We start from the raw sequence: 26,434 nt of genomic DNA, 5'->3' as shown, positions 1-26,434 counted from the left end.
TTGGTTCGTATGGCCCCCTTGATCCCTTTGGATCAAGGGGGCCATACGCTGTTGTGGTGCGGAAATATTTGGCTGCTGGGGTGGACGCGGCCTGGATTCTGGTTTTTGTGGGGATTGGACGGGCCTCGCATGATTCGGGTGGGCTGAGCGGGTTCGCTGGCGCTGTGTGGCCCTTCCTGGTGGGGCTTGGGATTGGGTGGGTAGTTCTGGTCTGGGGCGGGCGGGTTGAGCCTCTGACCTTGGGGTTTGGGGTCGGGGTCTGGGGCTCTGCGCTTGTGGGTGGGATGGTGCTTCGGCAATTGGCGGGGCAGGGGACCGCGTTTGCCTTTGTGGTGGTGGCTTCGGTGTTCCTGTTTGCGGGCCTGGTCGGGTGGCGGGGGATCAGGCGATGGCTTTTGTGATCATGGGCCAGGAGCGGTGGAGTTCTTTCTCCCAGTAGGGCCAGGTGTGCAGGCCGGGGTCGTAGAGGTTGGTGTGGACGGGGATGTCCAGCTCCTTGAGGCGGTCCAGGAACGGCTGGGTCGTGTAGAGGCAGAACATCTCGGCCGGGTCGATGGGCTTTTTCGCGCAGGAGATGTAGAGCTCGGTTCCTCGTAGTTTCGCGGCCTGGGTCAGGGGGTCGTGGGCCTCCCAGACGGCGCGGTTGAGGATGGGGTGGCCCCACATCGACCATTTGTCGGTGCCGGAGCCCAGGCCCGCGAGGCCGGTGAGCAGGACCTCCGGGGCTCCGTGGGCGAGGATGGACGCGAAGGGGCTGTAGGCGGCGGCGAACTTGAACATTCCCGGGTTGCGGGCCGCGTAGATGAGGGCTCCGTAGCCTCCGGTGGACTGGCCCAGGACGGCTCGGTTCTTGTTGGCCTTGTACCGCTGCTCCAGGAGCGTGCGCAGTTCGGTGAGGTGGAAGGTCTCCCAGTTGTAGGAGTCGCCTCGGCCGTAGTTCCACCAGTCGACGTAGCCTCCGGCCTTGCCGCCCTCGGGCATGACGACGATGACGGGGTCGGACGCGGCGATGCCGGCGATGTCGGTGTGGGTCGACCAGCCGGTGAAGTCCTCGTTGCCGCCGTGCAGGGCCCAGATGGTGGGCCAGGTGCGGTCGGTCTCCTCCCAGCCGTCGGGGAGCAGCAGCCTGACCTTCAGGAAGCGGCGCATGGCGGGGGAGAAGACGATCAGCTCCATGACGTTGGCGCCGAATCGCTTTTCGGAGATGACCGTCGCCTGTGGGGTTGTCGCGGCGGCGGGGGTGGTTCGGGTGAGGAGGACGGCTCCCGCCGTGAGAGCGGCGGTACGGCAGAAGGCGCGCCTGGTTTCCATGGGGTCCTCGTTCCTGATCATGGGTTGGGCGCGAAGGTAACAAGCGGGTGGAACGGGCATAAGGGGCCGAGATGAGTGACTTTCGCGTTCGCCTTGTGGGTGCTCCACAAACGGGCCGGTCGGTTGACGGGACGGTTCGGCGCTGGTGAAGTTACTCACCGGTCACCTGTGGAGGGAAGTCGATGGGATCTGCGTTGCGCGACTGGCTGGACAAGCCGAACTCCGGCCGTGGCGTCCACCTGGCCTGTGACGACGGGACGTGGGAGTTCCGCGACTACGGCGCGCTCGCCGGTGCGGCGCGCCGGACGGCCGCGGCGTTGATCGAGGAGGGCGTCCGGCCCGGTGATGTCGTCTGCGTGATCCTGCCTACGGACTTCACGTGCATCGAGACGTATTTCGGGGTGTGGGCGGCGGGGGCCACCGTTTGCCTTATTACGCCGCCGCTCTTTCAGTCGGGGGACGAGTACGTCGCTCATGTGGCGGCGATCCTGCGGCAGGCCGGGCCGCGGCTGACGGTCGCTTCGGGTGATCTGGTGCCCTTGGCGGGACGGGCCATGGCGGACGCGGGGCTATCGGGGGAGCCTTGGGTGCCTCGGCAGGGGGAGGTCGAGGCTCCGCTCCAGAGTGTGGGGGAGCTTGCGCTTCTTCAGTTCACGTCCGGGTCCAGTGGGGCGCCTCGGGGGGTGATGGTGACCTGGGACAACTTGCAGGCCAACAGTGAACTGATCGGGCGGGCCGCCGGGTTCGAGGCTGGGGACACCGTGGCCTCGTGGTTGCCGCTTTACCATGACATGGGGTTGATTGGGTGTTTTCTCACGCCCATTACCTTGCAGGCTTCTCTGCGGTTGATGCGGCCCGATCACTTCATTCGTGATCCGGCTCGGTGGATCCGGTGCTTCGGCGAGGCTCAACATACGGCTGCGCCGCCCTTCGCGTACGCGTACGTCGCGCGGCGGGTGAAGGCCGAGCAGCTGGAGGGCGTCGATCTGTCGGGGTGGCGGACGGCGATCATCGGGGCCGAGCCGATCGACCCGCATTCGCTGGAGGTGTTCGCCGAGCTGCTGGAGCCGTTCGGGTTCTCGCGCGACGCCTTCAAGCCCGCTTACGGGATGGCCGAGACGACCCTGCTGGTCACCATGGATCAGGTGCGGCGGCGGCCGCTGGCCGTCCAGCCCGATGGTGATCGCCTTTCCTTCGGGGAGGCCGTCGGGATCCTGGAGGAGCGTGGTCTCGGGCCCTCGTGTGTGGGGGCGCGGGCCGGGTGGGTCGTTGGGTGCGGGACGCCTGAAGACGGTGTGCCCGTGCTGATCGTGGATGACTCCGGGCGTGAGCTGCCCCCGGGGCATCTCGGGGAGATCGTGGTGGGCGGGGCGTCGGCCTGTCCCGGGTATTACGCGGGGGCCGAGGGGAAGTCGACGCGGTTCTCCGAAGGGCAGGTGTTCACGGGGGACGCGGGCTTCTACCACTCGGGCCAGCTGTTCGTGCTGGGACGGATGGGCGACAGCATCAAGGTGCGCGGGCGTTCCGTCTACGTGGAGGATCTTGAGTCCAAGATCGCCGACGTGGTGAAGGTGCATAAGGGGCGGATCGTTGTGGTCGGTGTCCCGGGTGCGGGCACCAAGGGGCTGGCGGTTTTCGTCGAGACCAACTCCGACTCGTGGGCCGGGGAGGTGCGCGAGATGCTGCGGCGGCGGCTGGGCGACGACGTCGAGGTGACGATCGTGGTCGGGAGCGGGCTGATCCAGCGGACGTCGAGCGGGAAGCCGCGCCGACGGTACATGTGGGAGCGCCTTCGGGCCGGTGAGCTGCCGGAGGCCCGGATTTCCGCTGATTGATAATCTTGTCATTATTGGACAACATGTCGTTGACTCTTCGAGAGGGCGACGATGCTCCCTGCTGCAAACGCGCTGTTCCGCCTGGGTGCCCGCCTGGGCTCGACCGCCCAGAACGCGCTGGAGGTCGCGCGTTTCGGTGGGTTCGACACCGATGAGGACGCCTCGTCCTACGAGGTGGTGACCGAGCAGCGGACCTACCGGCTGCGGCACTACTTCCCGCACGACGAGGAGAAGCGTCCGGTGGTGGTGCTCGTGCCGCCGTTGATGATCACCGCGGAGGTGTACGACATCTCCTCGCGGGTCAGCGCGGTCGGCGTCCTGTACCGGCTGGGCGTCGATCCCTGGGTGGTCGACTTCGGCGCGCCCGAGCGCGAGCCGGGCGGGCTGGAGCGGACGGTCACCGATCATGTGGTGGCGGTGAGCGACGCGGTCGACCGGATCCGTGAGATCACCGGGCAGGACGTCCATCTGGCGGGGTACTCGCAGGGCGGGATGTTCGTCTACCAGGCGGCCGCCTACCGGCGGAGCGAGGGCGTCGCGTCGGTGATCACCTTCGGGAGTCCCGCCGACACCAGCACGGGGCTTCCGCTGGGGCTGCCCAGCTGGCTGGCCGCCGGGAGCGCCGAGCGGATTCCGGATGCACTTCTCGGGCGGGTCACCGTGCCCGCGTGGGTGTCGCGGACGGGGTTCCAGCTGCTGAGCCCGGTGAAGTCGGTGCGGAGCCGGGTTGACTTCATCATGCAGCTGCATGACCGTGAGCGCCTCGCTCCCCGGGAGCGGCAGCGGCGCTTCCTTGAGCGGGAGGGCTGGGTCTCCTGGCCCGGGCCCGCGCTGGCGGAGTTCATCCGCCAGTTCGTCCAGCACAACCGGATGCTGACCGGCGGGTTCGTGATCGGCGACCGGCTGGTGACGCTGGCCGACATCACCTGCCCGGTGCTGACGTTCGTCGGGGAGGTCGACGAGATCGCGTCCCCGCCGATGGTGCGGGGGATCCGGCGTGCGGCGCCGCGCGCGGAGGTCTACGAGGCGCTGCTGCGGGCCGGGCATTTCGGGCTGGTGGTGGGGTCGCAGGCCGTCTCGCGGACGTGGCCCGCCGTGGCCGCCTGGACGCAGTGGCGCGAGGGCGCCGGTGACCTTCCCGAGGTCGTGAAGCCCGCCACGGACGAATCGCCCGCCGCGCCTCCGGCTCTGCCTGCGGGGTATGGGCTGCAACTGGCCATGGGGGTCGGGGGCAGTGCGGTCCGGTCCGGGCTGTCGACCGCGACTCGGGCCGTGCGGAGCACGCGGCAGCTCGCCGTCGAGGCGAGTCAGAACCTGCCGCGGCTGACGCGGATGGAACGGCTGCAGAGCGACACGCGGATGTCGCTGGGCCTGCTGCTGGACGAGCAGGCCGGGCGGGCGCCCGACGACGTCTTCTTTCTCTATCAGGGGCGTGCTCATACGCAGGCGGCCGCCAAGCGGCGGGTGGACGCCGTGGTGCGGGGGCTGATCCACATCGGGGTCCGGCAGGGCGATCCGGTGGGCGTGCTGATGGAGTCGCGGCCCAGCGCGCTGGCGCTGGTGGCGGCGTTGAGCCGGCTGGGCGCCGTTGCCGTGCTGTTGCGGCCGGACGGTGAGCCGGTGCGCGAGGCCGCGCTGGCCAAGGTCACTCGGGTCATCGTCGATCCCGAGCATGCCGGGCGTGCCGGTGAGCTGGAGGGGTGCGAGGTCCATCTGCTGGGCGGGGTCCGCACCAGCCGTGACCCGTTGCTGCCCGACATGGAGGCGATCGATCCCGAGCGGGTGACGTTGCCGGGGTGGTACCGGCCCAATCCCGGACGGGCGGGCGATCTGGCGTTCGTGCTGTTCAGCGGGGACGGGGAGCATCTGCGGGCCAACCGGATCACCAACCGGCGATGGGCCCTGTCGGCGTTCGGCACGGCGTCGTCGGCGGCTCTCTCCCCGTCCGACACCGTTTTCAGCATCACGCCCTTGCAGCATCCGTCGGCGCTGATGATGAGCCTGGGCGGTGCCGTCGCGGGCGGCGCGCGGCTGGCGCTGGCCAGCGCCTACGACCCCGAGACGTTCTGGGACGAGGCGCGCCGCTACGGCGTGACCGTGGCGTCCTACACCTGGACGCTGCTGCGCGACCTGGTCAACGCCCCGTTCGACCCGGCGGAGCGGCACCACCCGGTGCGGCTGTTCATCGGGTCGGGCATGCCGCGCGGGCTGTGGCGCCGGGTCGAGGACCGGTTCGCGCCCGCGCGGGTGCTGGAGTTCTACGCCTCCACCGAGGGCGAGGCGATCCTGGTCAACCTGAGCGGCAAGAAGCCCGGCTCGCTGGGACGTCCGATGCCCGGCAGCGCCGAGGTCCGGCTGGCCCGCTACGACCTGGAGAGCGGCGAGCTGGTGCTGGGCGCCGACGGGTTCGCCCAGGAGACCCGGCCGGACGAGATCGGTATGCTGGTCGCCCGGGTGCGTCCGGGGGCGGCGCCTCCGGTGCGTCCCCTGCGCGGCCTGTTCGAGCCGGAGGACGCCTGGTCGATCACCTGTGACCTGTTCCGCCGGGACGAGGGCGGCGACTTCTGGCTGGTGGGACGGGACGCCGAGCTGATCCGCACGGCCGAGGGGATCGTCCCGCCGGGGCCGATCCGCGACGCGCTGGGCGACCTTCCGGCCGTCGATTCGGTGGCGGTCTACGGCGTCCCGGCCGGTGACCGCGAGATCACGGCGGCGGCGGTGAGCCTGCGCCAGGACGGTGAGATCAGGCCGGTCGATCTGTCGGAGGCCCTGCTGCGGATCGAGCCCGAGCTGCGTCCGGCCCTGGTCCGGGTGGTCGGGGAGATCCCGACGACGGCGGGGCGCAGGCTCCGCACGGCGCCGCTGCGCGAGGAGGGCGTCCCGCTGCCCGGTGAGGGAGAGACCTATGTGCGGGACAGGTCAGGGGCCTACCGGCCCCTGACCGCGGCGTCCCGGCGGAAGTTGCTGGCTCAGCGCCGGACGTGAACCGGCTCGTTGTGGCGGATGAGGCCGGGCAGGCGGTCCGCCGTGTGCATCGGGACGCGCACGCACCCGTGTGAGGCGGGGCGGCGCGGCACGCTGATCGATCCGTGGATGGCGTAGCCCCGGAAGAAGTAGACCGGGCGGTACATGAAGCCCAGGCGCGACTTGCGCCAGCCGTTGATGCGGCGGAACGCGCGGAAGTCGCCGATCGGGGTGCGCGCGACGCCGCAGACTCCCTTCTCGCAGTAGCGGCGGCCCGAGCCGGTGGAGACGTGGGTGATGAGCGCGACGCGTCCCTTGCGGTAGGCGACCAGGAGCTGGCGGCTGAGGTCGATCTCCACGCGGTCGGGGGCGCCCCGGCGGACCAGGGGACGCGGTGAGCGCGGGTGGGCCAGGGCCCAGCGGAACCTGGCGTCCGACTTCCCGGTGGGGGCCATGCCGTTGACCTTCTGGAAGGCCCATACGGCGGTGAGGGTCCGCGTCCCGTATACGCCGTTGACGGGTCCCGGGTCGTAGCGGAGGGCGTGCAGGCGCTGCTGGAGGGCGCGTATCTGGGGTGTTCTGTCCGGCGCGGCGGTGGCCGGCGCGAGGGGAAGGAGAACCGAGGCGGCGAGGGCTATTCCGGCGATCATGGGGGGAGGGTAGAAGTGACGCCCGCCCCTCCCCGGGGGGACGCGGGGCCGCTGTGCAACCTTTGCCGATCCCGGGCCCGGGGCTGGACGCGCAGGTAAGGGATGCGTTACAACAAAGGGACACATATTGGCTTTCTGTTGCACGGAGGGCTCCTGATGCATGTGCTCGCCCCGCCGCCCCCGGGTAGCGATCTGAAGCCGGTGGTCGGCGCCCCGGGCCTTCCCTACATCGGGAACACGCTCGCGGTGATGCGGCGCCCGTTCGAGCACGCCCGCCTGCGCTACGAGCAGTTCGGCCCGGTCAGCTGGGGCTGGCTGCTCGGCCAGCGGATCGTGACCGTCCAGGGCCCCGAGGCCGCCGAGGCGGTGCTGGTCAACCGCGACAAGGCGTTCGCCAACGGGCCCGCGTGGAGCTTCTTCATCGGCCCGTTCTTCTATCGCGGGATCATGCTCCTGGACTTCGAGGAGCACCTGCACCACCGGCGCATCATGCAGCAGGCGTTCAACAGGCCGCGCCTGAAGTCGTACATGGACGCGATGGCGTCCGGCATCGGGACGGGCCTGGACGCCTGGGAGCCGAGCCGCCGCTTCAAGGTCTACGACCATGTCAAGCAGCTCACCCTCGACCTGGCCACCGACGTCTTCATGGGCGTCGACCTGGACCGCGCCGAGGCCGACCGGGTCAACGGCGCCTTCATCGACGCCGTCCGGGCCGGGACGGCGTACGTGCGCTTCCCCGTCCCCGGGTTGCGCTGGCACAAGGGCCTCCAGGCCCGCAAGGTGCTGGAGGCGTTCTTCTACGAGCACCTCCCGGCCAAGCGGCGCGACGGCGGCGACGACCTGTTCGCCGCCCTGTGCGCGGCCGAGACCGACGACGGCCACCGCTTCACCGACGAGGACGTCGTCAACCACATGATCTTCGCGCTGATGGCGGCGCACGACACGACCACGATCACGCTGACGACCATGGCGTACTACCTGGCCAAGTACCCCGAATGGCAGGAGCGGCTCCGCGACGAGGCGCTGGCCGTCGGCAAGCCCGTCCTGGCGTACGAGGACCTCGACGGGCTCGTCCAAGCGGACATGGTCATGAAGGAGGCGCTGCGGCTGGTGTCGCCCGTCCCCGGCCTGCCGCGCAAGACGGTCAAGGAGACCTCGATCCTCGGCCACCACATCCCGGCCGGGGTCACGGTCGTCGTGCCGCAGCTCACCAACCACCGCATGGCCGACTGGTGGCCGGATCCCGAGCGGTTCGACCCCGAGCGGTTCTCCGCCGAGCGCCACGAGGACAAGGCGCACAAGTACGCCTGGGCGCCGTTCGGCGGCGGCGCCCACAAGTGCATCGGGCTGCACTTCGCCGGGATGCAGGTCAAGAGCATCCTGCACCAGCTGCTGCTGCGCTACAGGTGGAGCGTCCCCGCCAAGTACGAATGGCCGCTGGACACCACGTCCCTGCCCTCGCCCAGGGACGGCCTGCCCGTCCGCCTCGACCGTTTGGAGAACCCCCGATGAGCAAGGTCATCGCCGTCACCGGCGCCGCCCGGGGCATCGGCCTGGCCACCGCACGCGCGCTCAGGGACAAGGGGGCCACGGTCGTCATCGGCGACATCGACGAGGCCGCCGTCACCGAGGCCGGGCGCGGGCTCGGCGTGGACGCGTTCGCGCTGGACGTCACCTCGCGCGAGTCGTTCGCGGCCTTCCTCGGCCGGGTCGAGCGGCTCGACGTCCTGATCAACAACGCGGGCGTCATGCCGATCGGGCCGGTGACCGAGGAGAGCGAGGCCGACGCGCGGCGCTGCCTGGACATCAACGTGCACGGCGTCATGACCGGCACCAAGCTGGCCCTGGAGCGGATGCTGCCGCGCGGCCGCGGCCACGTGATCAACATCGCCTCGCTCGCGGGGGTGCTGCCGACGCCCGGGCTGGCGCTCTACAACGCCAGCAAGGCCGCCGTCCTGGCGTTCACCGAGGCCACCCGGCTGGAGGTGCGCGAGCGCGGCGTCCACGTCAGCGCGGTGCTGCCGACGTTCACCAACACCGAGCTGGTCGCGGGCACCCGCAGCCCCAAGGGCCAGAAGAACTGCGAGCCCGAGGACATCGCCGCCGCGATCGTGGAGCTGGTCGGCCGCCCGCGCCCGCAGGTGGTCGTCCCGCGCAGGCTCGGCCCGCAGACCCGGCTGGGCACGCTGCTGCCGGACGGCGTGAAGCGCGCGATCGCCCGCAAGTACGGCCTGGACACGCTCTTCCTCGACTACGACCACGCCGCCCGCAAGGTCTACGACGCCCGGATCCGGAGCTGAGCGTGTCCGGTGGATCTTCGTTCGGCTGCGCGACGCTCGCCATGAACAAGACCCACCGGACACGCTCTAGCCCCGGTCGCGGCGGGCCCGGGCGAAGGCCGTCCGGGCCTGGGGGAGGTAGCGGACGGCCTCCGGCAGGACGGGCCAGACCGCGTTCAGGCGGCGGACGGCGGCGGCGAAGCGCCGGTAGCGGCGTTCGTCGGCGCGGCTCCAGGGCAGGCCGAGCACTTCGCGCACGCGCGGGGGCATCCCGCCGACGGTGAGGAAGCGCGCGACGGCGTTGAGGGGCGGCGAGACCGCGCGCCATACGGGAGCGGGGACCCTGGGCGGTGCGGGGAGGCCCTTGGTCACGTAGCCGACCCCGTAGCGCGCGGTCTTGTGGGGGACGATCTCCTCTTCGAGCATCCGCTTCCAATACGCCTGGAACGTCTCCCAGTCGTCGGGCATGGCCCGGTCGCTGACCCCGTACATGCGGAACCAGGTCTTGGACTCGGCGTAGATCCGGCGCTTCTCGTCCTCGTCCAGCGGGCGGATGAAGGTCTCGGTTCCCCGGATCATGGTGTCCAGGAACGTGGCGTGGGCCCAGTAGTAGGTCTCGGGGTCGAGCGCGTGGTAGCGGCCGCCGTCGGGCATCGTGCCCTTGATGTCGCGGTGGTAGTCGCGGACGGTGCGTCCCGTGGCGGCCGCGTCCGGGCCCCCGTAGACGGTGTTCAGGATCGGCCCGGCCGAGCGCCTGAGCCGGGCGAAGGTCTCGGCGAAGAAGACCGAGTGGTCCAGGACGCCCTGGCCCAGCGCCGGGAGCATGTTCTGCAGCACGGCGGCGCACGGCCCCATCAGCAATATCCGGGTGTCGCCGAAATAGCGCCAGGTCAGGGAGCCGGGCCCGAGCGGCGTCGGCTCGGGTTCGGGGGAGAGGTTCGCGGCCACGGCGCACCACCGGAGGTCATGGAGCAACAAAACTACGAAGATTGTAGCTGTGTCCTCTCGCGTGTCACAATGAGACACCTCGCCGACTAGGGTTTGGACATGACCATGGAGACTCCGCGGGCCGGCCTGCTGGGCACGCTGCTGGCCGGCGACCCCGGCGCGGACGAGCTCGACACCCGCATCCTGGACGCCGGGCTCGCGGAGTTCGAGACCTACGGGCTGCGCCGCGTGAGCGTCGAGGACGTCGCCAAGCGCGCCGGGGTCGCGCGCACCACGATCTACCGCCGCTTCACCAACAAGGACCAGCTCCTCCAGGCGGTCATCCTGCGCGAGATGCGGCGGTTCCTGACCTCCATCGCCGAGGCGACCGAGGGCCTGCCCACGGCGCGCGACGCGCTCGTCGAGGGCTTCGTGGTCGGCCTGCGCGACGTCCGGGCCAACCCGCTGCTGTCGCGCGTCCTCCAGAGCGAGCCGGAGATCTTCCTGCCCCAGCTGAGCATGAACGGGGGCGAGGTCATGATCGCCGCGCGCGGGATCATCGCCGAACGGCTGCGCCGGGCCTGGCCGGACGGCGCGGACGACTTCGAGGTCGCCTCCGAGGTCCTGCTCCGGGTCGCGATGTCGCTGGTGCTCGTCCCGGGCGGCGGCCTCGCGCTCGACGACGACGCGTCGGCGCGGGCGTTCGCGCGCGAGTACCTGACCCGGATGCTGCGCCGCCCGGAGTGACGTCGTACCCTCTGAGTCGAACTTGGTTCTAATATCTCGGAGGCGCGCATGGGGCCGGTCGTCCAGACGGCGCACGGCAAGGTCCGCGGCAGGACCGAGGACGGTGTCTCGGCCTTCCTGGGAATCCCGTACGCGGCGCCCCCGTTCGGCCCGCGCCGCTTCCGCCCGCCGAGCCCGCCCGAGCCGTGGGACGGCGTGCGCGACGCCGTCGCCTACGGCCCGACCGCGCCCAAGCCTCGCTACCCCCGGCCGTACGACCGCCTCCTGCCCGACCCGATCATCGCGGGCGACGACTGCCTCAACCTCAACGTCTGGACGACCGCGCTAGGAAGCGACGCCGCCCTGCCCGTGATGGTGTGGATCCACGGCGGCGCGTTCCGCAACGGGTCGGGGGCCGTCGAGGTCTACAACGGGGCCAATTTCGCGCGCGACGGCGTCGTCTGCGTGACCCTCAACTACCGGCTGGGCGTCGAGGGCTTCGCCAACCTGCCCGGCGCCCCCTGCAACCGCGGGCTGCTCGACCAGATCGCAGCCCTGGAGTGGGTGCGCGACAACATCGCGGCCTTCGGCGGCGACCCGTCCCGCGTCACGGTCTTCGGGGAGTCGGCGGGCGCGATGAGCGTCACCGCCCTGCTCTCGCTCGACCTCGGCCTCTTCCACCGCGCCATCGCGCAGAGCGGAGCGGGCAGCCTCGCCCAGACTCCGCAGGACGCCCTGCTCGTGACCGCCGAGCTGGCCGCGCGGCTGGGCGTCGAGCCCACCGCCGAGGGCTTCGCGTCCCTCGACCCCGCCGCGATCATCCCGATCCAGTCGGCCGTGGCCACCGAGGTCGCCGCGCTGCCCGACCCGGGCCGCTGGGGCGCCACGACGGCCGCCGGAGCCATGTCGCACACCCCGGTGCTGGACGGCGAGCTGCTGCACGTCCTTCCCCAGGACGCCATCGCCGCCGGCGCCGGACGCGGCGTCGACCTGCTCATCGGCTCCAATGCCGAGGAGTTCCGGCTGTTCCTGATGCCCAACGGGCTGGCCGGGCTGCTCTCCGACGACCTGGTCGGGCCCGTGGCGCGGGGCATGGGCATCCCGCAGTCGATCTGCGAGGCCTACCGCGACCGCCACCCCGCCCTCACGGCGGGCGAGCTGCTGGCCGTCCTGCTGACCGAGCACGTCTTCCGCGTCCCGGCCAACCGCACGGCCGACGCGCACGCAACGTCCGGCGGGGCGACCTGGATGTACGAGTTCGCCTGGGAGTCGCCCAACCACGACCTGGGCGCCGCGCACGCGCTGGAGCTGGGCTTCGTCTTCGACAACCTGCACGTCGAGGAGTCCCGGGCCCTGGCCGGCGACAACCCTCCCCGAGAGCTGGCCGAGGCCATGCACCGGGCCTGGCTCGACTTCGCCGTCACCGGCGACCCCGGCTGGGAGCGCTTCGACCCCGGTGCCCGCGCGGTCAAGATCTTCGACGCCGCCGCGAACCCCGTCCAGCACGACCCCCGAGGCGACGACCGCAAACTTTGGACCTAGAGCTCCAGCTCGTCGACGATGTGGTCGGCGATGGCGAGGGAGGACGTCGCGGCGGGGGACGGGGCGTTGCGGACGGTGACGATCGGGCCGAGGCGGCCGATGCGGAAGTCGTCGACCAGGGAGCCGTCGGGGTCGACGGCCTGGGCGCGGACCCCGGCGGGCGCGGGAACCAGGTCGGCGGCGGTCACCTCGGGGACGAACGCGCGTGCCTCGGCGGCGAAGGCTCGTTTGGACGCCGAGCCGTACAGCTCCTTCAGGCCGGTGCGCCAGTGGCGGCGGGCGAGGCGGCGGAAGCCCGGCCAGCGCAGCGTCTCCAGCAGGTCGGACGGCCGCACGTCGCGGCGCCGGTAGCCCTCGCGGGCCAGGGCGAGCACGGCGTTGGGGCCGACGTCCACGCCGCCGTCCACCCGGCGGGTGAAGTGGACGCCGAGGAACGGGTAGCGCGGGTCGGGCACGGGATAGATCAGGCCGTTGACCAGGTCGGGGCGGGCCAGGCGGTAGTACTCGCCCCGGAACGGGACGATCGCGGGGGCGGGGGAGTCGCCCGCCAGCCGGGCCAGCCGGTCGGACTGGAGCCCGGCACAGACCACCAGGCGGTCGAAGCCGAGTTGCTCGTCCGGGGACGCCACGAGCACCCGCTCGCCCGACCGGCGCAGCCGCACGACCTCGAAGCCCAGCCTCAGCTCGCCCCCGGCCTTGACCACGTCGTCGGCGTAGGCGCGAGCGATCGCGGGGAAGTCGACGATCGCGGTGGTGGGGGAGTGCAGCGCGGCCACGCCCGCGGCGTGCGGCTCGATCTCGCGCAGCGCGGCGGCGTCCAGCCGGCGCAGGCCCGGGACGCCGTTGGCGGCGGCGCGGCGCTCGATCGCGTCGAGCGCCGGCAGTTCGGCGGCGTCGCGGGCCACCACGACCTTGCCGCACTCGTCGTAGGGCAGGCCGCGCTGGGCGCAGTACTCCTTGAGCAGCCCGACTCCCCGGCGGCACAGCGTGGCCTTGAGCGAGCCGGGCGCGTAGTAGAGGCCCGCGTGCGCGACCCCGCTGTTGTGCCCGGTCTGGTGGGCGGCGACCCGGTCCTCCTTGTCGAGCACCGTGACCCGCGCGTCCGGCCGGACCTCGCCGAGCCGCCGCGCGACCGCCAGGCCGAGGATCCCGGCCCCCACCACCCCGATTCGCATCACAGGGGGAATCTAGAGGACGGTCAGCTCCCGATGCGCTTGCGGGCCTGGCCACGGACGCGCTTGCGCTGGGACGGGTCGAGCATCAGGTAGCCGGCGACGGGCACCGCGATGATCCCGAGCAGGATCAGCGACGCGATCAGCGTGCCGAAGATGTTGAGGACGATCAGGGTGACGGCCACGCCACCGACGAAGTAAACGACCTTTCCGGACATACTTGCACCTCCGAGGGCTCTTGACCGGCCAACGGCCACGGCGGGGCGGTGGTTCCGAATCTGGCCGTCAATCCACGATATATCGCGATCCCGCGAATGTTAGTCCCCGGGCAGGTGAATTCCGCCCGGCTCCTGATCTTCGCCTGGCCCGGGTGGGCGATTCAGATGCGCAGGGAGAGCTGGCCGCCGCCGAGCGTGCGCAGGACGTCGGCGTGCAGGAGGCCGTTGGTGCAGACCACGCTGCCGCCGTCCGGGCCCGGGACGCCCGACAGGTCGGTGAACATGCCGCCCGCCTCCTCCACGATCACCTGGAGGGCCGCCAGGTCCCACAGCGAGACCTCGGGCTCGGTGGAGATGTCGATGGCGCCCTCGGCGACCATCATGTGCGACCAGAAGTCGCCGAACGCCCGCGTCCGCCACACCGCGCGGGTCAGGTCGAGGAAACGGTCGAGACGGTCCTGCTCCTCCCAGCCGCCGAGGCTGGAGAACGACAGCGAGGCGTCGGAGAGCTCCGCGACCTGCGACACCTGCATACGGGACGCGCGGGCCAGGCTCCGGCCCGTCCAGGCGCCGCCGCCGCGCGCGGCCCACCAGCGCCGGTTGAGCGCGGGCGCCGAGACCATGCCGACGACGACCTCGTCGCCCTCCATCAGCGCGATCAGCGTCGCCCACACGGGGACGCCGCGCACGAAGTTCTTGGTGGCGTCGATCGGGTCGATGATCCAGCAGCGCTGCCCGTACCCCGTCCGGCCGTACTCCTCGCCCAGGATCGCGTCGCGCGGACGCGCGCGCTTGAGCGTGCCGCGGATCTGCTCCTCGACACTGCGGTCGGCGTCGCTCACCGGCGTCAGGTCGGGCTTGGTCTCGACGGCGAGATCGAGCGCGCGAAAGCGCTTGGTCGTGATGTCATCGGCCCCGTCCGCCAGAACATGCGCGAGACGCAGGTCATCGGAATAGCCCGCCACGGCGTGCCACGCTACCGTGATCACGAGGTGCGCCGACACACTTACCGGCCGGAATGCCCGCCCCGGGCAGGACAGGCGGCCCCGCGCGGGGCGTCGTGAGCCCCTCGGGGGCCTCGGCAGTGGGAGCATGGCCCCATGCCCCAGGACCTTCCCGGGTGGGTGGCCGAGCTGACCGACCCTCGCCGTGCCACCACGCTCGACGAGCTCGCCGACCGCCTCGTCCCGCTCGCCGAGCACGCCATCGACGTGTCCCGGCGGCTCCAGACCCTGCTCAACGAGCTCAACGACCCGTTCAAGAGGGAGGCGCTGTACGGACGGGTGGAGCGGCTGAAGGCCCGCGCGAGCGAGGCCCTCGACGAGATCACCGCCGAGATCACCGCCTCCGGGCAGGAACGCCTCGAACGGATCTGGGCCCTGTGGCCCGGCGAGAAGGACGGCGAGGACGCCCGCGAACTGCGGCGCAGGCTCGACGCCGAGATCGTGCCGGTGCTCGACCGGCAGCGGCTCCGCGTCGCCGAGGAGGTCGCCGCGCGCACCTCCACGGCCCTGGAGGACGCCACCCAGACCCTCCTGACTCGCGTGGAAGAGCTCGCCAAGGCCGTCACCGACCTGATCCACGACGTGCTCCCGATGGCCCGCGAGGGCCTCACGCTGGCCAGCCGCATCTCCGCGCTGTCCACGCGCGCCCGCAAGGCCGGGCGCGGGCCCATCCCTGCGCAGCTTCAGGAGTCCGGCACCGAGACCACGCGTGTCTTCGACGAGTCGGTCGCCCGGCTCGAACTGGAGTGGGCGACGCTCGGGGCCCGCTCGGCCGGTGTCCGCGCCGCGCTGCGCGGCGCCGAGGAGTGCGCGTTCAGCCAGGTCACCAATGCGATGACGCTCTGCGTCGAGGAGCTGGCGCCCGAGCATGTCAAGGTGCTGAACGAGGCCGAGGCCAGGGCCCGCGCGATCATGGACGAGCTCAGCTGACCGCCTGCGGGAAGCGGAAGAGGCCCCGCGGGTCGTAGGCGGCCTTGGCCTTGGCCAGGCGGGGCAGGTTCCCGCCGTAATACGCCTGCTGCCAGCCCTTGAGCTCGGGGTCGATGTAGTTGACGTAGGCGGCGCCGCCCATGTGGGGTTCCATCGTCCGGTGGGTCTCGCGCAGCCAGCGCAGATCCCCGGCGTCGGCCAGGTACTGCGCGCAGAACAGGGCGCCGCGATGCGGGAAGGCCGTGCCGTCCGGCCGGATCCGGCCGATCGCGCCGCCCATCGCGTCCATGAGCACCGAGCGCCCGCCGGTCTGGTTGCCCTCGGCGAACCGCGCGAGCAGGGCCTCGATCGCGGTGTCCGGCAGCGGACGGCGCGCCAGGTGCGACTTGCCCGCGTAGTCGGTGCGCGGGAATCGGCCGTCGCGGCGCTGGCCGGGTAGATCGCCCGCCGCATGGCACTCGGCGACGGACTGGCCCTGGCAGCCGCCCGTGAGCTTCATCGCGTCCAGGTAGGGGCGGCTTGTGCCGCCGCGCTCGTCCGGGTCGGTGCCGATGGCGGCGACCAGGGCGTCCATGTGGCGTCCGGCGTGGGCGAGGGCGAGGCCGGTGATGTCGACGGTCGGCGCCGGGCCGCCGGGCTCGGTGTTGAGCTGGACGCTCGTCCATACCTCGTCCGGGGCGGCGGGCGCCCACCGCTGCCAGCCCCGCAGCACGTCGGCGGCCTTCGACCAGGGCCAGCGCAGGTCGAACGGCGTGACGTCCCCGACCTCGTGGGTGCGGAAGGCGAACTCCACCGCGACGCCGAAGTTGCCACCGCCGCCGCCCCGGCACGCCCAGAACAGCTCGGCGTCCCGGCGGGCGTCGCAGACCCGGACCCGGCCGTCGGCCGTGACCACCGTGACCGACTCCAGGACGTCGCAGGTCAGCCCGTAGGCGCGCGACTCCACGCCCAGGCCGCCGCCCAGCGCGAGCCCGGCCACGCCGACCGTCGGGCAGGTGCCCGCCGGGACGCCCACGCCCTCGGACGCGAGCCGGTCGTAGAGGTCGATGAGCCGGGTGCCCGCTCCCACGGTGGCCCGGCCGCCGCCCGCCTTGACCGCGTCCATCGGGGACACGTCGATGACCAGGCCGGTGCCCGTCGACCAGCCCGCATAGCCGTGGCCGCCGCTGCGCACCGCGACCGGCAGGCGCATACGGGACGCGAACGCCACGCACTCGGCGACGTCGTCCGGGCCCTCGCAATAGGCGATCCCGGCGGGACGGACCCGGTCGAAACGCGGGATGTAGAGCCGCCGCGCGCGGGCGTAGGCGACCTCGCCCGGACGGATCAGCCGCCCGTCCAGCCCCCGCGCCAGCGCGTTCCAGTCGGCCGGCCCGGTCGGCGCCGGACTGGCGCTCGGCCTCGGCCTCGCCGGTGGCTTCGGCGGGCCGGACCCGTCCGAGCAGCCCGGGACGGCCAGCCCGAGCGCTCCCACGAGCAACGCGCGCCGCTCCACGTCAGTCGGGGGTTTCCTCGCGGGCGCCCAGGAGGCGGCGCAGGGAGTCGAGGCGGGCCTGGCTGGCATGACCCTCGCGGACCCAGGCGTCCAGGCCGCAGGAGTCCTGGAGATGGTCGCACTGGGACGGGCAGCGTTCCGCGGCGCCCTCGGCGAGGTCGTCGAAGGCGCCGATGACGTTCTCGGGACGGACGTGGGCCAGCCCGAAGCTGCGCACGCCCGGGGTGTCGATGATCCAGCCGTCGCCGTCCGGAAGCTCCAGGGCGATCGCGGACGAGGAGGTGTGGCGGCCCCGGCCGGTGACGGCGTTGACATGGCTGACCGCGCGTTCGGCGTCCGGCACCAGCGCGTTGACCAGGGTGGACTTGCCGACGCCCGAGTGGCCGACCAGGACGCTGGTGCGGCCCCTGAGCTGCTCGCGCAGGCCGGTCAGCTCGCCGCCGCGCTCGGTCACCCAGTACCGAACGCCCAGCGGCGCGTACTCCGAGACCAGCGTGTCCGGGGCGGCGAGATCGGCCTTGGTGAGGCACAGCAGCGGGGCCATGCCCGCGTCGTAGGCGGCGACCAGGCACCGGTCGATCATGCGCGGACGGGGCTCGGGGTCGGCCAGCGCGGTGACGATCACCAGCTGGTCGGCGTTGGCGACGATGATCCGCTCGAACGGGTCGGTGTCGTCGGCCGTGCGGCGCAGGGACGAGGTGCGCGGCTCCACCCGGACGATGCGCGCGAGGGTGTCGGGGTTGCCCGAGACATCGCCCACGATCGCCACGCGGTCGCCGACCACCACGCCCTTGCGGCCCAGTTCGCGCGCGCGCATCGCGGTCACCGGGCGGTCGCCGACCAGGCAGCGGTAGCGGCCCCGGTCGACGGCGGTGACCAGGCCGCTCTCGGCGTCCTCGTGCGCGGGACGGTTCCGGGTGCGCGGCCGCGTGCCCCGGCGGCTCGGGCGCACCCGGACGTCGTCCTCGTCGTAGTCGCGCGTTCGGCGTGCCAACTACACGGTCTCCCTCATCACGGGTCGATCATCTCGGTCCACAGCTCGGTGAAGCCTGGAAGTGTCTTGCCCACCGTTGCGGGATTCTCCACCTCGATGCCGGGAACCGCCAGCCCCAGGACGGCCGCGGCCATCACCATCCGGTGGTCGTCGTAGGTGTGGAAGATCCCCGCGCGCAGGGGGCGGGGACGGATCTCCAGGCCGTCGTCCAGCTCGCGGGCGTCGCCGCCGAGCGCGTTGATCTCGGCGACCAGGGCCGCCAGCCGGTCGGTCTCGTGGCCGCGCAGATGCGCGATGCCGGTCAGCCGGGACGGCGAGCCCGCCAGGGCCGCCAGCGCCCCCAGGACGGGAGTCAGCTCGCCCACCTCGTGCAGGTCGGCGTCCAGACCCTGGAAGGTGCCGGTGCCGCGCACGGTCAGGCCGTCGGGGCCGGAGGCCACCTCGGCGCCCATCGCCGCCAGCAGTTCGCGCAGGGCGTCGCCCGGCTGTGAGGTCGTGCCGGGCCAGCCGGGCACGGTCACCCGGCCGCCGGTGACCAGGGCGGCGCCGAGGAACTGCGCGGCGTTGGACAGATCGGGCTCGATGACCCACTCGCGGGCCTCGACCGGACCCGGGGCGACGCGCCAGACGTCCGGGCCCGTCTCAACGGTGACGCCCGCCTCGCGCAGCATCTCGACGGTCATGGCCAGGTGCGGCGCGGACGGGACGGGCGGCCCCTCGTGCCTGATCTCGGCGCCCCGGGCGAAGCGGGGCGCGGCGAGCAGGAGGCCCGAGATCAGCTGGGACGAGCCGGAGGCGTCGATCGTCACCGACCCGCCCGGCACGGCGCCCGTACCGCGAACGATGAAGGGGAGGGAGCCGCGCTTGCCGTCGTCTATGTCGGCGCCAAGTGCGCGCAGGGCGTCGATGATGGGGCCCATCGGCCGCTCGCGCGCGCGGGGGTCGCCGTCGATGGCGATGTCGCCGTCCGCGAGGGCGGCGACGGGGGGCAGGAAGCGCATCACGGTGCCCGCCAGGCCGACGTCGACCTGGACCGGGCCGGTCAGCTCGCCGGGCAGGACCTGCCAGTCGTCCTCGTCCTCCCGGACCGAGACGCCGAGCGCGCGCAGCGCCTCGGCCATCAGCAGGGTGTCGCGGCTGCGCAGCGGCCGGACGACCCGGGTGGGCCCGTCGGCGAGCGCGGCGAGGATCAAGGCCCGGTTGGTCATCGACTTGGAGCCGGGCAGGGGCACGGTCGCGTCGATCGGGGCCGAGGCGTGGGGCGTGGACCAGGGCGGAGACGGCATGGAACAAGGCTATCGGGACGCCGGTGGCGACCGGCGTCCCGATTACGGCAGGCGTTCTAGTCGAGGAAGAGGTAGTCGGCCTTGTAGGGGACCTTGGCGAGGCTGGACGGCGCACAGGTTCCCTTGGGCGCGACCCCGCCGATGGTGTTCAGGCGCAGGATCTGCTGGGTGCCGGAGAACAGTCCCTTGTCCGCGCCCGACTTGGTCGCGTCCAGGACGAGCTCGGGGATGTTCGCGGCACCGTTGGGCGTCCTGGCGACCGCCTTGCCCGTCACCGCGGAGCGGTCGGGGGCGACCCACTGCGGCGGTCCCTGCGGGCCGGGCTGGACGAAGGTGTGCGCGATGCCGTCCTCCAGGACGGCTCTGACGTTGTCCTGGGTGAAGGCGAAGGTGCCGTCGGCCTGCAGGGTGCAGCGGTAGACCTGCGCTCCCTGGAGCACGGGCTTCAGGGACGCGCGCACGGCCGCGCCGCTGGCCGGGGCGAGCTGCCCCCGCACCGCGCCCCCGGGGAACTCGGCCGTGTGCAGGTTGGTGTAGAAGTCGGCGGGACGCCGCATGATCTGGCTCGCCACCCCGTGCTTGACCGGCGTCATGCCCGCTAGGCCGGTGACCGTGGCCGGGAGGCCCTGCGGCGCGGCGAACAGGTCGGCGGCGACGGGCCCGTTGGCGCCCCTGGCGCCTCTGTGGATGTGGCCGAGCGTGGGCGGTGACACCGCCGACCAGGTGAAGCCCCACGAGACCATGCCGTCATGGCTGCGAGCGAACGCGGTGGAGCGCCCGTCGGGGTCGCCGGTGGCCTTGCCGTCCTTGGCCGGAACCTCCTGGGCGCCGTCCCCGAGGGCCTGGAGCGTCGCCGCGGAACTTCCCCGCAGGACGCCGTTCAGGTCGGCGGGACGGTTCAGCCGGTGCAACTGGCCGCGGACGGCGCCCCCGGGGAAGTCGGCCGTGTGGAGATTGGCGTAGAACCCGTTGGCGTTGTCCTTGATCTGCTTCAGCGTCTCCTTGTCGGTCACCTGGACGGAACCGGCCACGGCACGCGCCGATCCGGGCAGCGTGCCCGCGAAGAACGGGACCTTGACCGCGCCGTTCACGCCCCGGGCGCCCAGGTGGATGTGACCCGCCGTCGGCGCGGCGATGTTCTGCCAGCGCAGCGCGTACCAGACCCGGTCACCCTGGATCCGGAGGACCGCGTGGGCGCGCCCGTCCCGGTCGCCGACCGCCGAGCCGTCGGCCGCCGGGACCTCGTTGCGGCCCTGGAGGCTCGCCGCGAGGTAGGTGACCGTCCCGCTGGGCGCCTCGTCGACCGGCAGTTCGGCGGAGACGGGCTGCGCCGCGTGGCCGTGGCCCGAGCCGTGGCGCGCCTGCTCGGAGTCGCCGAGGGCGTTCGCCGCGGTCACGCCGACCGCCCCCATCGCGACGAGCGCGGCGGCGGAAACGGTGGGCAGCACGAACTTGCGAATGGTCATCTGAATTCAACCCCTGGTCTCTAGGGCCGTTCACCGATCCGTTCCGGTGGTCTCTCCAGAATGGCGGCGGCGGGGCCGTCCGGCCCCGCATCCTGATGCACGGCGGGACGTCTGTTGAGGGTTCAACGGGTTGCAAAAGAAAGGCCGCCCGGCGGATGCCGGGCGGCCTCGGAAACGGTGAAATCAGACCGGGATGGTGAGCAGCGTCCCGCCGCCCTCGACCTTCACCTCGAAACGGGCGATCTCGTTGCGCGGGATCGACGTCCCGCCGTGCGTGATGAGCGGCTTGGGAGAGCCCGGCACGCCGTACCCCTGGCCCGGGACACGCCAGCCGGTGACGACCGAACGCTCACCGGTGCGGGACACGGCCTCGAGGCGGCACTTCAGCGGGCCTCGGACGCCCTTCAGCTCCAGCCCCACATGCGTCCCCCACGCCTTGCCCTCCAGGCCGACCACACCGGACGCGCCCGTCCCGGAGTCGTTCCCCGTACGGCGCTCACCCCAGATGACCAGGGCCTGGGCCGGACCGTGCGCGGAGTGCCCGGCCCCGCGGCCGTCGTCGTCGTTGTTCAGCGCCGTCCCCACCACGACGCCGGACGCCAGCAGCGCGGCCGCCGCGGCCGTGCCGATCACGACCGTGCCGCGACGCCGCCGCCGGTCGGCCCGGTTGCGGTGGTGCATCATGTCGATCACCGCGGCGGGCGGCTCCTCGGGTTCGGGCGCGTCCAGGGCGGCGGCGAACTCGCCGAGCTCGCCCAGCGCCCCGGCCGTCCCCGCCAGTTCACCGAGCTCGGCGACGCACGACGGGCAGTTCTCCAGATGCGCCTCGAAGGCCCGCCGGTCGTCCTCTTCGAGAAGACCCAGGGCATAGGCGCCGACGTCGGTGTGGTCCACTTGAGAGGTCACGCCTTCACCCCCCTTTCTTCCAATGCGACGCGCAAAGCGCGCAGCGCATAATAAACGCGGGATTTGACCGTCCCGGCCGGAATTTCGAGTATCTGCGCGGCCTGGTTGACCGTGCGGTCGCGCAGCACCGTCTCGGTGAGGATCTCCCGATGCGCGGGCGACAGGGAATTCAACGCCTCGGTCACGACCACCTTGTGCAGGAGGCCGTCCATCTCGTCCGCCATCGGCAGGTACTCCAGGGGGCCGTCGCCGACCTCGGGCGGCCGGACCTCGCGGTACCGCCGGTTGTCGATCACGATACGCCGGGCCACCGTGGCCAGCCAGGGCATCAGTGAGGTCGTCCTGTCGTCCAGGCGGCCGGCGCTCCGCCAGGCCCTGATCATGGTCTCCTGGACCACGTCCTCGGCCCACTGCCGGTCACCGGCCGTCAGCCGCAGGACGAAGGCCAGCAGCGGCCGGTGGTACTCGCGGTACAGCTCGGTGACGATCTGCTCGTCGGCGTCCGGCGCGGGCCGGGGACGGCGGATGAGCTTCCGCAGCCCTCCGGGCGCGCGACCGGCGGTTCCAGGTGCTGCCATGGCCGGGCGTCTCCGTGGTCGGGTGTGCCCATGACGAATCGGGCGGTCACGAGGCAGTACGGGCCCGTCCCGGCGCGAGGTTCAACGGATTTGAGGCGAATTTAAGGTTCCCTTCGGGAACGCGCCCCGGCCGTCAGCGCCTGACGGCCTTCATGACCTTGGAACCCTTGCCCGACCTGGCTTTGGCCGCCTTAAGGGCGCCCTGGCGCCGGGCGTCCCGCACCTGCCGGGCCGCCTCCTTGCGCGCGTTCTTGATCTCCGCCGCCGTCTGCCTGCGCACCGCCTTGGTCTCGGCGCCCGCCTTGATCTGCGTCTCGCGCGCCTTGCGCATCAGGTGCGCGGCGCGCTGCGAGCGGCTCGGCCCGGACGCCACCATCAGCAGCGCCCCGAACAGGCTCGCGTTCTTCAGCAGGTGCGAGCGCTCGTTGGCGCGGCGTTCGGGGTCGTCCTCGGTCCAGTAGCGGTGCTCGGTGGCCAGCGCGGGCACGAGCTGCGCCGCGAGCAGCAGCGTGGTCAGTCGGCGGAACCTGCCGGTGAGCAGCAGCGCCCCCGTTCCGAGGCTGAGCGCGCCCTGGATCCGCACCAGGGTCTCCGGGTCCTTGGTCGGCAGCCAGTCGAGCCGGTCGGCGATGGGCTTGACCGTCGGGGCCACCTCCTCGGCGCGGGCACGCGGGTCGCGCAGCGTCTCCAGGCCGGTGATGATGTACGGGGCCGCCACCAACGGGCGGGCCAGGGTCGTGATGGGTCGCATGCTGGGCTACATGCCCAACGTGCCGAAGGTCAAGCACGGTGCAGTCCGGCCGATTCTGTCCGTGGCATTGGGCAGGATGGTCCCCATGTGCGGTCGATACGCCACCGCGAGGGCGCGCCAGGAACTGCTCGACCAGTTCCAGGTCCAGCTCGACGCGGTCGGACAGGAGCTCGAGCCCGACTACAACGTCGCGCCGACCAAGGAGGTGCCCGCCGTCCTGGTCCGGGCGCCCAAGGACGCCCCCGAAGACGCCGAGGCCCAACGTCAGCTGCGCACCCTACGGTGGGGGCTGGTGCCGTCCTGGGCCAAGGACCTCTCGATCGGCTCCCGCATGATCAACGCGCGGGTCGAGACGGCGCACGAGAAACCGTCCTACCGCCGCGCCTTCGCCAAGCGCCGCTGCCTGCTGCCCGCCGACGGCTACTTCGAGTGGTACACCCTCGAAACCGACCCGGCGCAGACCGAGAAGAAGAAGGGCAAGCCCCAGAAGCAGCCCTTCTACATCCAGCCCAAAGACGGCTCGATCATGGCCATGGCCGGCCTCTACGAGCTGTGGAAGTCGCCCGAGGACGAGTGGATCTGGACCTGCACGGTCATCACCACCGACGCCCCCGACGACCTCGGCCGCATCCACGACCGCATGCCCATGATCGTCGAGCCCGACCGCTGGGACGCCTGGCTCGACCCGACCCTCACCGACACCGACCAGGTCCGCGGCCTCCTGACCCCGGCCATGTCCGGAACCATGCTCGCCTTCCCCGTATCCAAGGCGGTCAACAACGTCAGAAACAACGGACCAGAACTCGTAAAACCCTCGACAAACGGGGATAGTTCTGGCAACCATTCCGACAGCCTGTTCTGACCGCCGTCCGCGTCCACGGTCGGAGCCGCACCCCCCTCGCCCGGGGCCGTCACCGGGAGGAGCTCGGAACACGTGGACATCGCCACCGCGCGGGCCCGGCTAGAGGCCATGCTCACCGACCTGGACCGCTCGATCGCGATCCTCAAGGGCGAGCACCCCGAGCGCGACAACTCGCCCGCCGACGCCGGCGCCCTCCTGTCCGACAGCGACCGCGTCGAGGCCGCCCTGGAGTCGATGCAGGACCACCGCCGCGCGGTGGCCGCCGCCCTCGACCGCCTCAACGCGGGCACCTACGGCCAGTGCCTGGGCTGCGGTGCCACCGTCCCCGAAGGCCGCCTGGAAGCCCGCCCCGACGCCGCCCGCTGCCTGGCCTGCCAAACCAAACACGACAAATCCCACCGCTGACCCCCGCAGCGCAACCGCCCGCTGAGGTGACGCGGCTGCGCGGATGCCGGCCGTGTCACCGGAGCGGCGTCGTTGGCGCCGCCCGGCGCCTTGGGGCTCGTCCGCTTGGTGTGGTGGCGCGGACCCTGGCCTCGCCGCCGGAGCGAGGTCGTTCGCGCCGCCCCAGTGCCTCAGGCCCTCGTCGGCTGGTGCGGTGGCGCTGGTCACGGCTTCGTTGCTGGAGCGGCGCCGTTCGCGCCTCTCCAGCGGCTTAGGTCCTCGCGCGGCTGCGCGGGACGTGTGCAGCGCATAACGGGAGGGGCTCGTGCGGCGTGGGCCTGTGCGTTGGGCGGCGCGGAGCGGCGCCCAACGCGCTCCTCGCCTGTCTGTCTTTGTGGTCAGGGGTGGGGGCGGATCGCGCTGGCCAGGAGGTGGATTCCCAGGGATTCGTCGCCGAGGGGAGAGGTGACCTCGGTTCTCACCAGGCGGGTGAGGGAGCGTGGGGAGCCGGTGAGGACGTGCTCGACCGTGGACGGCGACAGAACGGTTCTCGGGCGGATCCACTCGACTTCCAGACCGGCCTCGGTGAGGAGTTCGCGGAGCTGCTCGGCGCCGAAGCAGCGGGTGATGGTGCCGTCCGGCCAGGGGACGAGGACGACCTCGGCGCTGGGGACGTCCGAGAGGTGGGCCCAGTAGTTCTGCTCGGCGAGCAGGGCCATGCCGAGGGTGAGGGAGTCCACCGAGAGCAGGACGCGGCCGCCGGGGCGCAGGACGCGGGCGATCTCGCCGACGGCCGACTCGGTGACCAGGTGGCGGGACAGGACGCGGCCCTCGGCGATGACCGCGTCGGTGGAGGCGTCGGCCAGGAAGGACAGGGACGACGACTCCGCGATCACCTTGCGGATGGTTCCGGGGATCGGCTTGCGCGCGGCGCCCGGACGGGGCGGCAGGGGACGGGGACGGCCGTTGACGCGGGGCCCGCCGAGGTGGGGATCGAGCACCTGGAGCACCGAGTGGCCCGCCGAGGCGGCCTGGGCGGCGCTCTGGCTGGTGGCCCCGGACAGATCCAGGACGCGGGCCGGTTTCAGGGGAAGCCAGCGTGCCAGCTGGGCGGCCGCCACGGCCCAGTAGAAGGTCCAGTACTGCGCGAGCGAGTCTCCGTCGCCCGGAGCGTCGCGCAGGCTGGCTATGGAGGGCTCGGGGGGTCGCGCCGGCACCGGTAGCAACTGTTTGCTCCTGTTCTCGCCGTGTATGTGACTTCTTTCCCCATGAGGGCCCGGCATCACCCTCCGTATTGGGGTGCCAGGGTTAAACCAACGTGCGGGCCGCCCGGACGCGTTCCAGGGAATCGAGCGGCGGGAGGTGACGTTGAACCGTCTCACAAGCAAGGCTTGAGCCCAGCGGAGGTGCAACCGATGTCCACAGTCGTCGCCGATCATCCAGGAGGCGCGGCTCTCACGGGTGCCCCCACCGGCTTCCCGAGGCAGCGCGGCCCTATATCGTCTGTGACGAACGACGCCGCCGGCGTCAGCACAGGCAAGGGGGTGGGTCAGGTTCCGGGCACCACGGAAACCGTGGAGCAGCGCCAGGAGCGGTTCCAGCGCGACGTGCTCCCTTTCCTAGACCAGCTGTACTCGGCCGCGTTGCGCATGACGCGCAACCCGGCGGACGCCGAGGATCTCGTGCAGGAGACCTTCGCCAAGGCGTTCGCGTCGTTCCATCAGTTCAAGGAGGGCACGAACCTCAAGGCGTGGCTCTACCGGATCCTGACCAACACCTTCATCAACTCCTACCGCAAGAAGCAGCGGCAGCCGCAGCAGTCGGCGACGGAGGAGATCGAGGACTGGCAGCTGGCGCGGGCCGAGTCGCACACCTCCAGCGGGCTGAAGTCGGCCGAGGCCGAGGCCCTAGAGCACCTGCCCGACACCGACGTCAAGCGCGCCCTCCAGGAGCTTCCGGAGGAGTTCCGCATCGCCGTGTACCTCGCCGACGTCGAAGGCTTCGCCTACAAGGAGATCGCCGACATCATGGGCACGCCGATCGGTACGGTGATGTCGAGGCTGCATCGGGGCCGCAGGCAGCTGCGCGGGATGCTGGAGGACTACGCTCAGGACCGGGGCCTGACCCGCACGTCGGGGGGACGGTCATGACGCG

25 protein-coding genes are annotated in these 26,434 nt (G+C 71.8%); 11 read left to right on the top strand and 14 right to left on the bottom strand.

Annotated features, from left to right (window positions below):
* Positions 1 to 53: 53 nt before the first annotated feature.
* Positions 54 to 401: a DUF3054 domain-containing protein gene (locus tag ACQPY4_RS32305; RefSeq protein WP_433327350.1), complete on the top strand. Its 348-nt coding sequence runs from the start codon at positions 54 to 56 to the stop codon at positions 399 to 401.
* On the opposite strand, the gene ACQPY4_RS32300 is transcribed toward ACQPY4_RS32305, so the two are convergent.
* Positions 382 to 1,311 carry an alpha/beta hydrolase gene (locus ACQPY4_RS32300; RefSeq protein ID WP_433327348.1) on the bottom strand — a complete coding sequence of 310 codons (930 nt, stop codon included), beginning with the start codon at positions 1,309 to 1,311 and terminating at the stop codon, positions 382 to 384. The genes ACQPY4_RS32305 and ACQPY4_RS32300 overlap by 20 nt on opposite strands.
* Positions 1,312 to 1,493: 182 nt before the next feature.
* Here ACQPY4_RS32300 and ACQPY4_RS32295 point away from each other — a divergent pair, with 182 nt between their 5' ends.
* Both ACQPY4_RS32295 and ACQPY4_RS32290 read left to right on the top strand, forming a co-directional pair.
* The gene (locus ACQPY4_RS32295) at positions 1,494 to 3,146 is read left to right on the top strand and encodes an AMP-binding protein (RefSeq protein ID WP_433327346.1); all 1,653 of its coding nucleotides are present in this window, start codon (positions 1,494 to 1,496) and stop codon (positions 3,144 to 3,146) included.
* Positions 3,147 to 3,197: 51 nt separating this feature from the next.
* Entirely contained in the window at positions 3,198 to 6,131 is a 2,934-nt protein-coding gene (locus ACQPY4_RS32290; RefSeq protein ID WP_433327344.1) for an AMP-binding protein, read from the top strand.
* On the opposite strand, the gene ACQPY4_RS32285 is transcribed toward ACQPY4_RS32290, so the two are convergent.
* Positions 6,116 to 6,760 (bottom strand): L,D-transpeptidase family protein, encoded by a 645-nt coding sequence (locus ACQPY4_RS32285; protein WP_433327342.1) that lies wholly within the window; start codon positions 6,758 to 6,760, stop codon positions 6,116 to 6,118. The genes ACQPY4_RS32290 and ACQPY4_RS32285 overlap by 16 nt on opposite strands.
* 156 nt (positions 6,761 to 6,916) lie before the next feature.
* Here ACQPY4_RS32285 and ACQPY4_RS32280 point away from each other — a divergent pair, with 156 nt between their 5' ends.
* Both ACQPY4_RS32280 and ACQPY4_RS32275 read left to right on the top strand, forming a co-directional pair.
* Positions 6,917 to 8,272 (top strand): cytochrome P450, encoded by a 1,356-nt coding sequence (locus ACQPY4_RS32280; protein WP_433327340.1) that lies wholly within the window; start codon positions 6,917 to 6,919, stop codon positions 8,270 to 8,272.
* Complete coding sequence (locus tag ACQPY4_RS32275; RefSeq protein ID WP_433327338.1) at positions 8,269 to 9,060, top strand: SDR family oxidoreductase; 792 nt, start codon at positions 8,269 to 8,271, stop codon at positions 9,058 to 9,060. The genes ACQPY4_RS32280 and ACQPY4_RS32275 overlap by 4 nt, the downstream gene beginning before the upstream one ends.
* A 66-nt stretch (positions 9,061 to 9,126) precedes the next feature.
* On the opposite strand, the gene ACQPY4_RS32270 is transcribed toward ACQPY4_RS32275, so the two are convergent.
* Entirely contained in the window at positions 9,127 to 9,987 is an 861-nt protein-coding gene (locus ACQPY4_RS32270) for an oxygenase MpaB family protein (protein WP_433327336.1), read from the bottom strand.
* 99 nt (positions 9,988 to 10,086) lie between these two features.
* On the opposite strand from ACQPY4_RS32270, the gene ACQPY4_RS32265 reads away from it, so the two are divergent.
* Positions 10,087 to 10,713 carry a TetR/AcrR family transcriptional regulator gene (locus ACQPY4_RS32265; protein ID WP_433327334.1) on the top strand — a complete coding sequence of 209 codons (627 nt, stop codon included), beginning with the start codon at positions 10,087 to 10,089 and terminating at the stop codon, positions 10,711 to 10,713.
* Between the two features lie 48 nt (positions 10,714 to 10,761).
* The gene (locus ACQPY4_RS32260) at positions 10,762 to 12,234 is read left to right on the top strand and encodes a carboxylesterase/lipase family protein (protein ID WP_433327332.1); all 1,473 of its coding nucleotides are present in this window, start codon (positions 10,762 to 10,764) and stop codon (positions 12,232 to 12,234) included.
* On the opposite strand, the gene lhgO is transcribed toward ACQPY4_RS32260, so the two are convergent.
* The 3 genes from lhgO to hisN form a co-directional block, all read right to left on the bottom strand.
* Positions 12,231 to 13,409, bottom strand: coding sequence for an L-2-hydroxyglutarate oxidase (lhgO, locus tag ACQPY4_RS32255; RefSeq protein ID WP_433339122.1), 1,179 nt, complete (start codon positions 13,407 to 13,409; stop codon positions 12,231 to 12,233). The genes ACQPY4_RS32260 and lhgO overlap by 4 nt on opposite strands.
* 23 nt (positions 13,410 to 13,432) lie before the next feature.
* Entirely contained in the window at positions 13,433 to 13,624 is a 192-nt protein-coding gene (locus ACQPY4_RS32250) for a hypothetical protein (RefSeq protein WP_433327330.1), read from the bottom strand.
* 161 nt (positions 13,625 to 13,785) lie between these two features.
* Positions 13,786 to 14,589: a histidinol-phosphatase gene (gene hisN, locus ACQPY4_RS32245; protein ID WP_433327328.1), complete on the bottom strand. Its 804-nt coding sequence runs from the start codon at positions 14,587 to 14,589 to the stop codon at positions 13,786 to 13,788.
* A gap of 135 nt (positions 14,590 to 14,724) precedes the next feature.
* On the opposite strand from hisN, the gene ACQPY4_RS32240 reads away from it, so the two are divergent.
* Complete coding sequence (locus ACQPY4_RS32240) at positions 14,725 to 15,558, top strand: hypothetical protein (RefSeq protein WP_433327326.1); 834 nt, start codon at positions 14,725 to 14,727, stop codon at positions 15,556 to 15,558.
* Here ACQPY4_RS32240 and ACQPY4_RS32235 read toward each other — a convergent pair.
* The 7 genes from ACQPY4_RS32235 to ACQPY4_RS32205 form a co-directional block, all read right to left on the bottom strand.
* A complete protein-coding gene (locus ACQPY4_RS32235; RefSeq protein WP_433339120.1) occupies positions 15,551 to 17,032 on the bottom strand; it encodes an FAD-binding oxidoreductase in 1,482 nt (493 codons plus the stop codon). The two genes, ACQPY4_RS32240 and ACQPY4_RS32235, sit on opposite strands and share 8 nt — an antisense overlap.
* Positions 17,033 to 17,054: 22 nt before the next feature.
* Positions 17,055 to 18,047, bottom strand: coding sequence for a ribosome small subunit-dependent GTPase A (rsgA, locus tag ACQPY4_RS32230; RefSeq protein ID WP_433327324.1), 993 nt, complete (start codon positions 18,045 to 18,047; stop codon positions 17,055 to 17,057).
* A gap of 17 nt (positions 18,048 to 18,064) precedes the next feature.
* A complete protein-coding gene (gene aroA, locus ACQPY4_RS32225) occupies positions 18,065 to 19,333 on the bottom strand; it encodes a 3-phosphoshikimate 1-carboxyvinyltransferase (protein WP_433327322.1) in 1,269 nt (422 codons plus the stop codon).
* Positions 19,334 to 19,389: 56 nt separating this feature from the next.
* Positions 19,390 to 20,799, bottom strand: coding sequence for a CHRD domain-containing protein (locus ACQPY4_RS32220; protein ID WP_433327320.1), 1,410 nt, complete (start codon positions 20,797 to 20,799; stop codon positions 19,390 to 19,392).
* A gap of 183 nt (positions 20,800 to 20,982) precedes the next feature.
* Positions 20,983 to 21,705 (bottom strand): anti-sigma factor family protein, encoded by a 723-nt coding sequence (locus ACQPY4_RS32215; protein ID WP_433327318.1) that lies wholly within the window; start codon positions 21,703 to 21,705, stop codon positions 20,983 to 20,985.
* Complete coding sequence (locus ACQPY4_RS32210) at positions 21,702 to 22,283, bottom strand: sigma-70 family RNA polymerase sigma factor (RefSeq protein ID WP_433327316.1); 582 nt, start codon at positions 22,281 to 22,283, stop codon at positions 21,702 to 21,704. Before ACQPY4_RS32210 ends, ACQPY4_RS32215 begins: the two co-directional genes overlap by 4 nt.
* Before the next feature lie 133 nt (positions 22,284 to 22,416).
* A complete protein-coding gene (locus tag ACQPY4_RS32205; RefSeq protein WP_433327314.1) occupies positions 22,417 to 23,034 on the bottom strand; it encodes a DoxX family membrane protein in 618 nt (205 codons plus the stop codon).
* Between the two features lie 85 nt (positions 23,035 to 23,119).
* Between ACQPY4_RS32205 and ACQPY4_RS32200 the strand changes: the two genes are divergently transcribed.
* Entirely contained in the window at positions 23,120 to 23,896 is a 777-nt protein-coding gene (locus tag ACQPY4_RS32200) for an SOS response-associated peptidase (protein WP_433327312.1), read from the top strand.
* A gap of 72 nt (positions 23,897 to 23,968) precedes the next feature.
* Positions 23,969 to 24,301 (top strand): TraR/DksA family transcriptional regulator, encoded by a 333-nt coding sequence (locus ACQPY4_RS32195; protein WP_433327310.1) that lies wholly within the window; start codon positions 23,969 to 23,971, stop codon positions 24,299 to 24,301.
* A gap of 377 nt (positions 24,302 to 24,678) precedes the next feature.
* On the opposite strand, the gene ACQPY4_RS32190 is transcribed toward ACQPY4_RS32195, so the two are convergent.
* Positions 24,679 to 25,497: a class I SAM-dependent methyltransferase gene (locus tag ACQPY4_RS32190; RefSeq protein WP_433327308.1), complete on the bottom strand. Its 819-nt coding sequence runs from the start codon at positions 25,495 to 25,497 to the stop codon at positions 24,679 to 24,681.
* Positions 25,498 to 25,824: 327 nt separating this feature from the next.
* Here ACQPY4_RS32190 and ACQPY4_RS32185 point away from each other — a divergent pair, with 327 nt between their 5' ends.
* Positions 25,825 to 26,430, top strand: a complete 606-nt coding sequence (locus tag ACQPY4_RS32185) for a sigma-70 family RNA polymerase sigma factor (RefSeq protein WP_433327306.1) — start codon at positions 25,825 to 25,827, stop codon at positions 26,428 to 26,430.
* Positions 26,431 to 26,434 lie beyond the last annotated feature (4 nt).

This window comes from Spirillospora sp. CA-294931, assembly GCF_050946795.1.
Lineage (GTDB): Bacteria > Actinomycetota > Actinomycetes > Streptosporangiales > Streptosporangiaceae > Spirillospora.
This window is presented reverse-complemented; position numbering and strand designations above follow the sequence as displayed.